This is a genomic window from Micromonospora sp. WMMD1076 (assembly GCF_029581475.1).
Lineage (GTDB): Bacteria > Actinomycetota > Actinomycetes > Mycobacteriales > Micromonosporaceae > Micromonospora > Micromonospora aurantiaca.
This window is the reverse complement of record NZ_CP120862.1, coordinates 2044888-2057994: the sequence shown is the minus strand read 5'-3', so window position 1 is coordinate 2057994 and position 13107 is coordinate 2044888. Positions and strand designations below refer to the sequence as shown.

The following is a 13107-nucleotide window of genomic DNA, read 5'->3' as shown; positions in this document are numbered from 1 at the left end:
GGTGTTCCGTTTCACGTCCGGCAACGCGTACCCGCTCCGGCGCGTCTGACCAGAGACGACGGGGCACGGCATCACTTTGTGAGGGACTCATGCGAGCTGGCCAGGACGAACGGACCCGGGGCGCGAGCGCCCGACGCGTCGGCCGCCGCCGTGCGCTGGCGGCCGGGCTGCTCGCCGCCGCGATGGCCCTGACCGCCTGCACCAGCGGCGGCGACAAGCCGTCGAGCTGGCAGGGCGGCGACGACGGGGGCGAGAAGGCCCCGAAGGCGGCGGCCACCATCAGCGAGCCCGCCGCCGACGCCAAGGACGTGCCCGCGTCCACCGCCGTCACCTTCACCACAGAGGAGGCGCAGGAGACCACGATCGAGCTGAAGGACGCCGCCGGCAAGGTCGTCGACGGCACGCTCGCGGCGGACGGTGCGAGCTGGCTGCCGTCAGCGGCCCTGGAGTACGGGCAGACGTACACGGCGACCGTCACCGCGACCGGCGACGACGGCAAGCCCGCCACCGCGACCAGCACGTTCACCACGATGGCGAAGCCGGCCAAGCAGATCCGGGTCACCAGCTTCCTGGGTGACAACCAGGTCGTGGGCGTGGCGATGCCGCTGATCGTGAAGTTCGGCCGGGCCATCCCGGAGGACTACCGCGACGACATCCAGCGCCGGATGACTGTCACCTCGAAGCCCGCCCAGGAGGGCATCTGGCACTGGGTGAGCCCGACCGAGGTGCGCTACCGGCCGAAGACGTTCTGGAAGGCCAACAGCACGGTCAGCTACAAGGTGCAGGCGGGCGGGCTGCCGCTGGGCGGCGGCTGGTACGGCCGCACCGACCTCAGCGTCGACGTCAAGATCGGCCCGTCGTTCGTGATGACTGTCGACAACCGCACCAAGCGGATGACTGTCACCCGCGACGGCAAGGTGGTCAAGACCATCCCGGTGAGCCTGGGCAAGAAGAGCACCCCCTCCTCCAGCGGCACCATGGTGGTGATCGAGAAGCTCCGGCACACGGTCTTCGACACCATGGAGGAGCTGGGCCCGGAGGAGGGCTACCGCACCGAGATCGACTACGCCCAGCGGCTCACCTGGGGCGGCGAGTTCATCCACGCCGCGCCCTGGTCCGAGGGCGTGCAGGGCCGCACGAACGTGTCGCACGGCTGCGTCAACGTCTCGATGAAGGAAGGCAACTGGCTGTTCGCCAACACCCGCATCGGTGACCCGATCACCGTGAAGGGCACCGAGCGCAAGCTCCAGAACGGCAACGGCTGGACCGACTGGAACATGAGCTGGGACGAGTACGTCAAGGGCAGCGCCCTGCCGTACGAGCCGCCGTCGGCCGACACCACGCCGGACGCCGGTACGCCGAGCGTCGAGCCGACCCCCTGACCGGCCGCCGGGACACCCGGCACACGACGAAGCCCCCTCCCGGAGGAGGGGGCTTCGTGTTGGGGTGACTGATGGGAATTGAACCCACGACAACCGGGACCACAACCCGGTGCTCTGCCAACTGAGCTACAGCCACCATGCTCGCCGCTCCGGTCACCCGGGGCGGTGCGCGGACTAATCATAGCCACACTCCGGCCGACCCCGTCCACCGGGTTCGGCCGGGGCGTCACAGCTGGGCGGCGATCGCCTTCGCGGCCTCGACGTCCGGGCCCGGCAGCGGCACGAACACGGTCCGCCGGTAGTACTCCAGCTCGCGGATGCTCTCCCGGATGTCGGCGAGGGCCCGGTGGGCCAGGCCCTTCTGCGGCTGCCCGAAGTACACCCGCGGATACCAGCGCCGGCACAGCTCCTTGATCGAGGACACGTCGATCATCCGGTAGTGCAGGTGCGCGTCGAGCCGGGTCATGTCGCGGGCCAGGAAGCCCCTGTCGGTGGCGATCGAGTTGCCGCACAGCGGGGCGGTACGCGGATCCTTCACGTAGCTGGTCACGTAGTCGAGCACCATGTCCTCGGCCTCGGCCAGCGTCACCGTGGAGCGGCGTACCTCCTCGGTGAGGCCGGACTTGGCGTGCATGGTCCGCACGATCTCCGGCATGCCGTCGAGCGCCTCGTCGTCGGCGTGGATCACCACGTCCACGCCGTCACCGAGCACGTTGAGGTCGGGATCGGTGACGAGCGCGGCGACCTCGATCAGGGCGTCCCGCCGCAGGTCGAGCCCGGTCATCTCACAGTCGATCCAGACGAGAAGATCAGCCACCGGAACAGACTACGCGCCGCCGACCCGCCCGCGCCTCGGCCCGGTGGCCGAGGTGGACCGCTAGGGTTTCCTGCGTGCCAGCCGAACCCGTCGCCCCACCCGCCGTCGCCCGCGACGACGCGGGCGGGCGTACGGCTCGCCGGGTGGTCACGGTGCTGGCGCTGGCCGCGATCCTGCCGGCGCTCTACCTGCGCAACCTGCGTCACGACTACTACGACCAGAAGATCTACATGTCGGCGATGGACTGGTGGGCGGCCGGGCATCCGCTCTACGACTACGTCCAGCCGGACCGGGTGCAGGGCGCCCTCTACTTCACCTATCCGCCGTTCGCGGCGCTGCTGCTGGCGCCGTTCGGGTACCTGCGGCTCGGGGTGGCGATCGCCGCCTTCGCGGTGCTGACGGTGGCCGCCGTGGTGGTGACCACCCGCTGGCTGGTGCTGCCGGTGCTGCGGCGGCACGACCTGCCGCGCGGGTTCGGCCTGACCGTCGCCGTGCTGCTGGTGCTGGCTGTGGAGAGCACGCGGGAGACGCTCACGCTCGGGCAGATCAACATGCTGCTGGTGGTGCTGGTCCTGGCCGACCTGCTGTTCGCCGTACCGCAGGGGCGGCGCTGGGCCGGTGTCGGCGTGGGCCTGGCCGCGGCGCTCAAGCTGTTCCCCGGCATCTTCGTGCTCTACCTGCTGGCCGCCCGGAAGTGGCGGGCGGCGGTGGTGGCGGCTGTGACAGCGGCGGTGGCCACGCTGCTGGCCGCGGCGGTCGCGCCGGGCGACTCGTGGCGGTTCTGGACCCACGAGCTGTGGGTGACCGACCGGGTGGGCCGCCCCGACTACACCGGCAACCAGTCGCTGTTAGGGCTGCTCAGCCGCCTGACCGCGCCGGCCGAGCCGGACCGGCTGCTGTGGCTGCTGCTCGCGCTGGCGGTGGCCGCGTTCGGCCTCTGGCGTGCGGCGCGCGCGGCCCGGGCGGGGGACGCGCTGGTGGGTCTCACCCTGACCGGGCTGGTGGGCGGGCTGGTCAGCCCGATCACCTGGATCCACCACCTCTACTGGTTCGTCCCCGCGCTGGTGGTGCTCGTCGACGCGGCACTGGACGCCGATCCGGCGACGCCCGCCGGGGCCCGCCGTCGCGGCGGCCTCTTCGCGCTCGTCGCCGTCGTCGGCCTGCCGATCGTGTACGGGTTGGTGACGTTCCAGGACTGGGGCACCGCCATCGTGCACACGGACGACCCTGTCGACTTCGTCGTCCGCAACGTGTACGTGCTGCTCAGCCTGCTCCTGCTCGCGGTGCTGCCGATCCGCCGGCATGCGGGCGAGGAACCGATGACCCGGAATGAACGGACACACCTCGCAACAAACCGCGATCAGCGCTAATCTGGTATCAACTACCTCAGTTTTCTCCCAGGTAGCACCGATCCCCCGGTGAAGAACGGCCCTCCGCGTCGGCAGCACGGAGGGCCGTTCGGGTTCCCGTCGTCAGTGCTCGTCGTCGGGGCACCGGCGGGGCGGCGCGGCGATCGCCGCACGGGTCCGCCCGCCCGTCCCGGAGCCCACCGCCACCAGGTGCCGCTCGGGTCGCGACGCCGGGCCCGGCTGCCGGCCCAGCCCGCTGAGCGAGGTGACGCCGAGACGCCCGGCCAGCATCGGCACCTGGTCCGGCTCGACCACGAAGACCACCTCACGCGGCCGCAGCGGGCGCAGCAGCACCGCCACGGCGAGCACCACCAGCAGCGTCCCGCCGGCCAGCAGCGCCCACGCCAGCCCGGGGAACCATCCGGCCCGCAGCTCGGCACGCATCCGCAGGTCGAGCCCGTCCGCGCCGTCCACGCGCATGACGACCAGGCTCAGCGACCGGCCGGACAGCTCCGCCGGGCTCCACTGCAGGGAGCCGACGCCCTCGCGTACCCAGAAGGGCTCCGTCATCGGCGCGGCGGTGGCGGCGCCGGCGGTGGCCGGGTCGAGATCGACAGGCAGCGGGCCCCGGGTGACCGCGACGCGGCGCACGGTGCTGTGCGGGACGTCGGCCAGCCACCGTCGCACCTGGTCGGCCGGGGCGAGGCCGAGGAAGACCGGGCCGTCGTCGTCCCGCGCGGTCAGGTGCAGCCGGGCCCGCCCGGTACGCGCCGGCGGCAGGTCGGCGCGCAGCAACGCGTCCACGTCGGTCACCAGCACCGCGCGGGCCGGCGTGCGGACCGGCTCGAACCGGGCGCCGAAGCCGCCGTCCGGGCCGGCGTGCCGGGCGGCGAGCCAGAGACCCCCGCCCGCCAGCAGCGCCGGAATCCCCAACGCCAGCAGCACCACGCCGGTGATCGTGCGTACGAAACGCATTCGCGTCGTCCCTCTCGGTAGCCGATTACCCGGCCGACCTTACCGACGGGGGTCTGCCGATCGCCGGATATCGGCGGCACCGGGGCCGGAACGGCGACCGGCCCGGCAGATCGTTCCGCCGGGCCGGTGCGTGGCTCGCGTTCAGGACTTCGCGGCGGGCTCCCGCCGGGTACGCGCGAACGCCAGGCCGCCGAGGGCCAGGCCGCCCAGCCCGGCGACCAGGCCGGCCACACCGAGGGCGACGGCCGCGCCGGCGCCGGCGTCGTCATCGTCGTCGTCCGCCGCGGCGGCCGGCGCGCTCGCGCCCGGCGAGGCGGGCGCCGCCGCGGCCAGCTTGAGCACCGGCGCCGGGTTCTCCGGCTCCTCCGCGCCCGGCGTCGGCTCCGCGATCCACCGGGAGACGTTGCCGTCGGAGTACGTCTGGAGCACCTTGAACACCATCGTGTCAACCTGCGGCAGCGGGCCCATCGACACCGGGAACTCCTGGAACTCGCCGGGCTTCACGCCGCCGTTCGGCGCGGCCGTGAAGGTCAGCTTGGAGACCGCCTCGGTGAGCTGGCTGCCGTGCACCTCGATCGGCGGGTCGACCTTGCGCTTCTCCACCGCCACCGTCCAGCCCGCCACCGGCATGGTGGAGACCGAGCCGACCGGGGCGTTCTCCGGCAGGTTCACCTCGACCTTGACTGTCGACGCCGTGTCGCTCTCGTTCGGCACCCGGAACGCGAACCGGCCGTAGCCGCCCTGCGTACCCTCGGCCGGGTTGATCGTGACGTGCGCCGAGGCCGGGCCGGCCAGGCCGAGCACGGCCGTGGCGACGGCGGTGAGGGTCAGCGCGGCGATCGTCGTGGGGCGCCGGAGACGGATCATCAGATGGGACCTTCCGTTACTTGATCGGCACGGTGGCGGTCACCGTGGCCTGGTCGATGTCGGTCGTGCGGACGGTGATGCGCACCTGCCAGTCGCCCCGGGCCGGCAGATTGACCTCGCCGGTGGCGTGGTTGTCGCTCAGCGGCAGCAGCGGGACGGTGATCGGCTCGATCCCGGCCGACGGCAGCGCGGCGGTGACCTTCCACTCCTGCACCGGCTGGGGGCGGCTGTCCTTGGTGTAGGCGTACAGGTGCATCGAGTTGTTGCCGGTCTCGGCCGGGTCCACCTGGACCTCCAGCGAGTAGATCGGGCTGCTCAGCGTGGCCGAGAAGTAGCCCTGCTCGGCGCCCGCGACGTTCGCGGCGGCGGTCCGCGCCGGGGTGGTCTGCACGAGCGTCGCCGACACGCCCAGCACCACCGCCGTGATCACCAGCTCGGCCACCACGGCCCGCCGCATCGAGCCCGGCCGGCCGGCGGCGACCCGCCGCCGCACCAGCGCCCGGGAGTACGCGGCCACACCGATCACCAGCACGAACAGCGCGATCTTGGCGAGCAGGAGCCGGCCGTACGTGGTGTCGAACAGCGCCTGCAGGCCGGCCACCTCGATCAGGCCCTGCACGGTGCCGGCCAGCAGCAGCGCGGCCACCGCGAGCGCGGCCCAGCGGGACCAGATCGGCAGGATCGCGTCCAGCTCACGCTCGTCGGCCCGGCGCAGCAGGAACACCGCGAGCATGACCAGGCCGCCCAGCCACACCGCCATGCCGCCCAGGTGCACCGCGTCCACCACCACCGACACCGCGGGCGCGGGCGAGGCCGCCGCGTGCCCGGCCAGCGGCCAGGTGAACAGCGCCGCGCCGCCGAGGACCGCCAGGATGATCCCGTCGGTACGGCCGATCGGACCGGCGGACAGCGGCCGGAGGAGGAACGCCGCCGCGGCGAGCAGGCCCAGCCGGACCAGGTGCGTGGTGCCGTAGGCGCTGCCCAGCACGTCACTCAGGCCGGAACCGGTCACGTCGAACAGGCCGCCGCCGCTGACGTACGGCACCTGTAGCCACACCTCGGCCACAGTGGCCACCGCCAGCAGACCCAGCCCGGTCCAGGCCAGCCGCGCCGGTCCCCGCCGGGACAGCCGGCGCGGCCAGAGCGCGGCGAGCACCAGCGCCGGGCCGACGAGCAGCAGCAACCCGACGTAGCCCGCGTACTTCGTCACCTTCACCGCGTTCTCGGTGACCGGGTTCGCCCGGTTGTCCGAACCGCTGTCGGCGGGTGGCTCGGACGGCGCGCCGACGGAGTAGGTGAAGGCGCCGGAGACCGGGTGGCTGTCGGCCGAGATGACCCGGTAGCTCACCAGGTAGGTGCCGCGCCCGCCGGACGGGTCCACCGGGATGGTGACCTCGGCGCCCTGGAACGTCGGCTCGCCCCGGTCGGCGCGCGAGCCGTCGGGGGCGATCACCCGTACCTTCCCGGGCACCTTGCGGACGCCCTCACTGAACGTGATCACCACCTGCGCGGGCGCCTCGGGCACCACTGCGGAGGCGGCCGGGCTGCTGCTCACCAGCACCGCGTGGGCGGCGGCCGGGGAGGCCGGCGTGAGCAGCAGGGCGACCAGCAGGAGCAGCAGCCCGGCGACGGCCCCGGAGCGGACGGCGACGACCCGGGACGGGCGGCGTACGGCAGCAGTCATGACCGCCATGGTTCCCGAACCGGGGCGGGCCCGGCGAGCCGGTCTCGAACGGGCGTGACCGAGCGCCCACCCGGACGGCGGCGCGCGCCACGCCGGGCCTGCTCGGAGGTCATGGGAGGGTAGTCGGACGGCCGGCGGAAAAAGTTCCCGGCGTGTGCGGGACCACGGAATGGGTCGAAGGACCCTGTCCCCTCCAGGTACGCCGCGTAACCTCGGGTGACGTGATCCCCGGCCCGCGCGACACCGCCGCCGACCGCCCCGAGTCGGCGCCCGACGCTGCCCGGGACGCGGCCACCGGCTGGGCGCTGGCCGCCCGCGACGGCAACCGCGACGCGCAGGCCGCCTTCGTCCGGGCCACCCAGGCCGAGGTGTGGCGCTTCGCCGCCGCGCTCGTCGACCCGGACAGCGCGGACGACCTGACCCAGGAGACGTACCTGCGGGCGTTCCGGGCGCTGTCCGGCTTCGAGGGGCGCTCCAGCGTGCGGACCTGGCTGCTCGGCATCGCCCGGCGGGCCTGCGCCGACCATTTGCGCACGGTCGTGCGTCGTCGCCGGCTGGACGCGCGGCTCGCCGCCCAGGCCGCCACCGACCGCCCGTACCCGGACCCCGCAGGGCAGCTCGGCGCCACCGACCTGGTCCGCCGGCTGCCCGCCGAGCGGCGCTCCGCGTTCGTGCTCACCCAGTTGCTCGGCCTGTCGTACGCCGAGGCCGCCGACGTGGAGGGGGTGCCGGTGGGCACCATCCGCTCCCGGGTCGCCCGCGCCCGCGACGAGTTGGTCGACGCCGTCGGCGACACGCTGGCCGGATAGCGGGAACCTTTCGTGGCGCTCGGACGACGAATGACTGTGACCCCCTCCCCCTCACCTCGGGCCGGCCGCTGGCAGGCCCTGCGGCCCTGGCTCGGCGTCGCGGCCCGCCTCGGACTCGCAGCCGTGTGGCTGATCGCCGGCGGCACCAAGGTCGGTGACCTGGCCGCCTCCGGCCGGGCCGTGAACGCGTACCAGGTGATGCCGTACGACGTGGCCACTGTGATCGGCGCGGCGCTGCCGTTCGTCGAGCTGGCCCTGGGCGTCCTGCTGCTCGCCAGGCTCGCGACCCGGATCAGCGCCGGCGTGTCAGCGGCGCTGCTCGTGGTCTTCATCGCCGGCATCGCCTCGGCCTGGTCCCGCGGCCTGGCCATCGACTGCGGGTGTTTCGGCAGCGGCGGGCAGCTCGCCGCCGGCCAGACGCCCAGCTACCTCCCGGAGATCCTCCGGGACCTCGGGTTCCTGGTGCTAGCCGGGTTCCTGCTGATCTGGCCCCGCACCCCGTTCTCGGTGGACGGGTGGCTGGCGGGCGACGACACCGTGGAGGACACCGATGAGTAGTCGCAAGGGGCGCAAGGACGCGGCCCGGGTCGTACGCGAGCAGATCGCCCGGGAGAAGCGGCGCAAGCGCACGCTCTGGACCTCGATCGCCGCGGTGCTGGTGCTCGTCATCGCCGGTGGCATCGGCTGGGCGGTCTACTCCAGCCAGAAGTCCGACGAGTTCACCGCCCCGCCCGGGGCCGACGACGCCGGCACCGGCATCGTGCTCGGCACCGGGCCGGTCACCATCGACCTGTACGAGGACTACCTCTGCCCGGCCTGCAAGCAGTTCCAGCAGATCAGCGGCGAGACGCTCAACCAGCTCGTCAGCGAGGGCAAGGCGAGGCTGGTGTTCCACCCGGTCGCGTTCCTGAACCGCTTCTCCACCACTGAATACTCGACCCGCTCCTCGGCCGCCTCCGGCTGCGCCGCGCAGGGCGGCAAGTTCCGCGAGTTCACCGACCAGCTGTTCACCAAGCAGCCGCCGGAGGGCGGCGCCGGGCTCAGCAACGACGAACTCGTCGACATCGGCGCGGGCGTCGGGCTGAACCGCGACGAGTTCGCCTCCTGCGTCTCCGACGGCACGTACCGGCCGTGGACCGAGCACGTCACCGACGAGGCGAGCAAGTCCGGCGTGACCAGCACCCCGACCATCAAGGTCAACGGCAGTGACCTCCAGGACCGCAGCCCCGAGGGGATCAAGTCGGCGGTGGAGGCGGCCGGCAAGTGATCGCACCCCTGCGCCGGGCCGCGCTGGTGCTCGCGGTCGCGGCCACCGCACTGCTCACGCTCGCCGCGCCGGCCGCCGCGCACGGCGCGGACGCGCCCGACGGCACCGACTACCGCGCCACGATCAGCGGCGTCGACCCGGACCGCCCCGGGCTCACCGCGCGCATGGTGGAGGCCGGCGCGCGGCTGGAGCTGACGAACGACACCGGCGCCGAGGTCACCGTGCTCGGCTACTCCGGTGAGCCGTACCTGCGCATCGGCCCGGGCGGCGTGTACGAGAACACCCGCTCCCCCGCCACCTACCTGAACCGGACGCTGGCCGGGGAGACCCGGCTGCCGGCCGAGGCGAACCCGGCCGCCGCGCCGGACTGGCGGCGGATCGACGACGGACCCACAGCCCGCTGGCACGACCAGCGCACGCTGTGGCGGGAGGAGGCTCCGCCGGCCGCCGTCGCCACCGCACCGGATCGGGAGCACCGGGTACGCGACTGGACGGTGCCGCTGCGCGCCGGTGACACCGCCGGAGCCGTACGCGGCATGCTGGACTGGGTGCCGCCGCCCGACCCGTACCCCTGGTGGGTTGCCGCCACACTGGGCTTCCTGCTGATCGGCGCGGCCGGGCTGGCGCCTGGCGGCACCGCCGCCGGGGTGCGGGCGCTGCGCGCGGTCGGCGCCCTGCTCGCCCTGGGCGGCGCCGCCACGGTGGCGCTCACCGTCGCCCGCGCGCTGGACACCGGCGCCCCCGGCGTCGGCGGAACGCTCGCCGAGCTGGTCACCGGCCAGGTGTGGACGCTGCTCACCGGGCTCGGCGCGCTCGCCGCGGGCGGGTACGCGCTGGCCCGCCGCCCGGCCGCCGACTTCGTGCTGGCGCTCGCCGGCGCCTGCCTCACGCTGTTCGCCGGGGCGACTAACCTGGCCGCGCTGTCCCGCTCGATCCCCCCCGCCGCCGGTCCGGCCGTGCTGGTCCGGGTGCTCGTGGTGGTCAGCCTGGCGACAGGCGCCGGCGCGGTGGCGGCAGGGCTGCTGCGCCTGCGCACAGCCGCAAGAGCAGCCCACCCCGCTCACCCAACCCCCGTGCCCTGACCCCCGCCCCGTCCCGGCCCGCCCCGGCGATCTTGCAGTTGCTGCCCCTCGGAGGTGACTTTTGCCCCGGTCTGCCCGGGCAGAAAGTGCAAGATCGACGCGGAAGGGTGGAGGGCGGAGGGCGCGGGTCAGGTTGGGCGGGGGGCGAAGCCGTAGGGGAGTTCCAGGCGGTGGGCGGTCAGCAGTACCTCGTCGGACAGGAGGTCTGCGGTGGGGGCGTCGGCGACGATGCGGCCGCCGTCCAGGATCACCGATCGGGGACACAGCTCGGCCGCGTACGGCAGGTCGTGCGTGACCATGAGCAGCGTCACCGGCAGGGCGCGCAGGATCTCCGCCAGCTCCCGGCGCGCGGCCGGGTCGAGGTTCGACGACGGCTCGTCCAGCACCAGGATCTCCGGGCGCATGGCCAGCACTGTGGCGACCGCCACCCGACGCCGCTGCCCGAACGACAGGTGATGCGGTGCGCGGTCCCGGTGCTCGCTCATGCCGACGGCCGCCAGCGCCTCGTCGACCCGGGCGGCCAGTTCCGCCCCGCGCAGGCCCAGGTTGGCCGGCCCGAACGCCACGTCCTCGGCGACTGTGGGCAGGAACAGCTGGTCGTCCGGGTCCTGGAAGACGATGCCGACGCGGCGGCGCACCTCGGCCAGCGTGTCCCGATCCCGGCTGACGACCAGGCCGCCGACGCTCACCGTGCCCTCGGTCGGGGTGAGGATGCCGTTGAGGTGCAGCACGAGCGTGGTCTTGCCGGCGCCGTTGGGCCCGAGCAGCGCCACCCGCTCGCCGCGCGGCACGGTCAGGTCCACCCCGTGCAGGGCGACGTGACCGTCCGGGTACGCGTACCGGACGCCGCTGACGTCGAGGGAGGGCGGCTGCTGCACGTACCCGATCATTGCAGGACGAGCGCGACGGCGGCGATGGAGGCCGCGATCGCCGGCACCGTCGCGGCGGCCGCCCACTGGCCGGCGGTGGCCGCGCCGGCCCCCTGCCACACCGCCGGCATCCGGCCGGTGTAGCCGCGGGAGAGCATCGCCAGGTAGACCCGCTCGCCGCGCTCGAACGCGCGCAGGAACAGCGCGCCGACCCCGGCCGCGAAGCCGCGCAACTGCCACAGGAACCGCGGATCGTCGCCGCGCGACACCCGCGCCACCCGCATCCGGCGGGCCTCGCCGGCGAGGACCTCCAGGTAGCGCAGCATGAACGTGGCGATCTGGGTGAGGATCTGCGGGCACCGCAGCCGGTCCAGGCCGAGCAGCAGGTCACGCGTCGTCGTGGTCGCCGCCAGCAGGAGCGACGCGAGTACGCCGAGCGTGCCCTTCGCCAGGATGTTGAACGCACCGTGCAGCCCGTCGACGGACAGGGCGAGCCCGGCCACCTCGACCCGCTCCCCGGCACCGAGGAACGGCAGCGCGAACGCGAACAACACGAACGGCAGCTCGATCAGCGCCCGGCTGAGCAGCCAGCGCGGGCCGACCCGGGCCAGCGCGGCCACCACGGCGACCAGGAGCGCGTAGCCGCCGAAGGCCCAGTACGCCTCCCGGGGCGTGGCCACCACCGCGACGGTGAACAGCACCATCGCGGCGATCTTCGCCTCCGGCGGGAGGCGGTGCACCGGCGAGCCGGACTCGCGGTAGAGCACGTGCGCGTGCCCGGCGCCCATGGTCAGCGGGTGCCGGTGGACGGAGTCGCGGCCTCGTCCGCCGGGTCGGCGCTCGCGGTGTTCGGGCCGGGCGTGGCAGGCGTAGCCGGGCCGCGACGGCGGGCCAGCCAGAACAGGCCGCCGCCGAACGCGAAGGTGAGAAGCACACCGAGTACGCCGGACAGGCCGGTGGACAGGAAGTCGTTGCCGATCCCGCGTACGCCGTAGTCGGCGAGCGGACTGTCCGCCAGCTCGTGGTCCTTGGCCTGCTGGGCCGGGCAGCTGCCGCCGGTGATCTCGTCGTCGGCGTTCACGGTGCAGCCCTTGAGCAGCGACGAGTCGAGCCCGTCCGGGTGCGAGGAGGCGTAGTTGCTGACCACGCCGGCCAGCAGCAGGGCTACCAGCAGGCCGCCGAGCACGAACGGCCAGTGACGCTTGCTCATCGGGCACCTCCGGCGACCGGGACGGCGGGAGCCGGCGTGGCCGGCTTGAGGGCGCGCAGCGCGTACACCAGGTCGGGCCGGACCTTCGCGACGGTGACCACAGTGGTCGCGGTGATCAGGCCCTCGCCGATGCCGATGAGCAGGTGGGCGAAGGCCATGGTGCCGGCCAGGCCGGTGAGGTTGCCGCCGAGGTCGGTGGTGCCGCCCAGCCAGTACTGCAGGACGAAGCCCTGGGACGCGACCACCACGCTGACCAGCGCGGAGACGAACGCGGTCACCGCCAGCCCGGCCGGGGTACGCGGCAGCACGCGCAGCAGGAGCGCGATCAGCAGGTACGCGGCGGCGGTGCCGATGAGCGCCATGTTGGTGATGTTGAGGCCGAGCATCGCCACCCCGCCGTCACCGAAGACCAGCGCCTGCACGATCAGCACCACGGCGACGCAGAGCGCGCCGACCCACGGGCCGACGAGCAGCGCGGCCAGCGCGCCGCCGAGCAGGTGACCGCTGACCCCGGCGGTGAAGATCGGGAAGTTGAGCATCTGCACGGCGAAGATGAACGCCGCCACCAACCCGGCCATCGGGGCCAGCCGATCGTCGAGGTCGGCGCGGCCCCGCAGCACGCAGAAGGCGAGCGCGGCGAGGGCGAGAGCCGCGAAGATCGCGGCGACCGGACCGTTGATGATCCCGTTGGAGATGTGCATCGCCAGGGTGTCCACGGGCTCAGCGTATTTCCAGGACGGCACTGTTGCCAATATCTTGCAACTACACATGTTGCTCGTCACCGCGCCCGCGCGTC

Annotated in this window: 14 protein-coding genes and 1 tRNA gene; 6 read left to right on the top strand and 9 right to left on the bottom strand. The window is 73.5% G+C overall.

What is annotated here, in order from left to right:
- The first annotated feature begins 89 nt into the window (after window positions 1–89).
- Entirely contained in the window at window positions 90–1382 is a 1293-nt protein-coding gene (locus O7622_RS10080; protein WP_282313078.1) for an Ig-like domain-containing protein, read from the top strand.
- A gap of 60 nt (window positions 1383–1442) precedes the next feature.
- Here O7622_RS10080 and O7622_RS10075 read toward each other — a convergent pair.
- A tRNA-His gene (locus tag O7622_RS10075) sits at window positions 1443–1518 on the bottom strand.
- 90 nt (window positions 1519–1608) lie between these two features.
- Complete coding sequence (gene orn, locus O7622_RS10070) at window positions 1609–2199, bottom strand: oligoribonuclease (protein ID WP_013474266.1); 591 nt, start codon at window positions 2197–2199, stop codon at window positions 1609–1611.
- A gap of 74 nt (window positions 2200–2273) precedes the next feature.
- Here orn and O7622_RS10065 point away from each other — a divergent pair, with 74 nt between their 5' ends.
- The gene (locus O7622_RS10065; protein ID WP_282313077.1) at window positions 2274–3569 is read left to right on the top strand and encodes a glycosyltransferase 87 family protein; all 1296 of its coding nucleotides are present in this window, start codon (window positions 2274–2276) and stop codon (window positions 3567–3569) included.
- A gap of 102 nt (window positions 3570–3671) precedes the next feature.
- On the opposite strand, the gene O7622_RS10060 is transcribed toward O7622_RS10065, so the two are convergent.
- The 3 genes from O7622_RS10060 to O7622_RS10050 form a co-directional block, all read right to left on the bottom strand.
- A complete protein-coding gene (locus O7622_RS10060; RefSeq protein WP_282313076.1) occupies window positions 3672–4523 on the bottom strand; it encodes a hypothetical protein in 852 nt (283 codons plus the stop codon).
- 141 nt (window positions 4524–4664) lie between these two features.
- A complete protein-coding gene (locus O7622_RS10055) occupies window positions 4665–5390 on the bottom strand; it encodes a YcnI family protein (protein WP_282313075.1) in 726 nt (241 codons plus the stop codon).
- A 16-nt stretch (window positions 5391–5406) separates the two neighbouring features.
- Window positions 5407–7083: a copper resistance protein CopC gene (locus tag O7622_RS10050; RefSeq protein WP_282313074.1), complete on the bottom strand. Its 1677-nt coding sequence runs from the start codon at window positions 7081–7083 to the stop codon at window positions 5407–5409.
- Window positions 7084–7295: 212 nt separating this feature from the next.
- On the opposite strand from O7622_RS10050, the gene O7622_RS10045 reads away from it, so the two are divergent.
- From O7622_RS10045 to O7622_RS10030, 4 genes are read left to right on the top strand one after another with little or no spacing between them, the layout of a single operon-like run.
- Window positions 7296–7883 carry a sigma-70 family RNA polymerase sigma factor gene (locus O7622_RS10045; RefSeq protein WP_013284395.1) on the top strand — a complete coding sequence of 196 codons (588 nt, stop codon included), beginning with the start codon at window positions 7296–7298 and terminating at the stop codon, window positions 7881–7883.
- A gap of 30 nt (window positions 7884–7913) precedes the next feature.
- Window positions 7914–8441 carry a MauE/DoxX family redox-associated membrane protein gene (locus tag O7622_RS10040; RefSeq protein ID WP_282313073.1) on the top strand — a complete coding sequence of 176 codons (528 nt, stop codon included), beginning with the start codon at window positions 7914–7916 and terminating at the stop codon, window positions 8439–8441.
- The gene (locus O7622_RS10035; RefSeq protein WP_114919583.1) at window positions 8434–9150 is read left to right on the top strand and encodes a thioredoxin domain-containing protein; all 717 of its coding nucleotides are present in this window, start codon (window positions 8434–8436) and stop codon (window positions 9148–9150) included. Before O7622_RS10040 ends, O7622_RS10035 begins: the two co-directional genes overlap by 8 nt.
- Entirely contained in the window at window positions 9147–10232 is a 1086-nt protein-coding gene (locus O7622_RS10030; protein ID WP_282313072.1) for a hypothetical protein, read from the top strand. Before O7622_RS10035 ends, O7622_RS10030 begins: the two co-directional genes overlap by 4 nt.
- Window positions 10233–10360: 128 nt before the next feature.
- Here O7622_RS10030 and O7622_RS10025 read toward each other — a convergent pair whose 3' ends face one another.
- From O7622_RS10025 to O7622_RS10010, 4 genes are read right to left on the bottom strand one after another with little or no spacing between them, the layout of a single operon-like run.
- Window positions 10361–11122: an ABC transporter ATP-binding protein gene (locus O7622_RS10025; protein WP_282313071.1), complete on the bottom strand. Its 762-nt coding sequence runs from the start codon at window positions 11120–11122 to the stop codon at window positions 10361–10363.
- The gene (gene cbiQ, locus O7622_RS10020) at window positions 11119–11889 is read right to left on the bottom strand and encodes a cobalt ECF transporter T component CbiQ (protein WP_282313070.1); all 771 of its coding nucleotides are present in this window, start codon (window positions 11887–11889) and stop codon (window positions 11119–11121) included. The genes O7622_RS10025 and cbiQ overlap by 4 nt, the downstream gene beginning before the upstream one ends.
- Before the next feature lie 2 nt (window positions 11890–11891).
- A complete protein-coding gene (locus tag O7622_RS10015) occupies window positions 11892–12311 on the bottom strand; it encodes a PDGLE domain-containing protein (RefSeq protein ID WP_282313069.1) in 420 nt (139 codons plus the stop codon).
- Window positions 12308–13027 carry an energy-coupling factor ABC transporter permease gene (locus tag O7622_RS10010; protein WP_282313068.1) on the bottom strand — a complete coding sequence of 240 codons (720 nt, stop codon included), beginning with the start codon at window positions 13025–13027 and terminating at the stop codon, window positions 12308–12310. Before O7622_RS10010 ends, O7622_RS10015 begins: the two co-directional genes overlap by 4 nt.
- Window positions 13028–13107 lie beyond the last annotated feature (80 nt).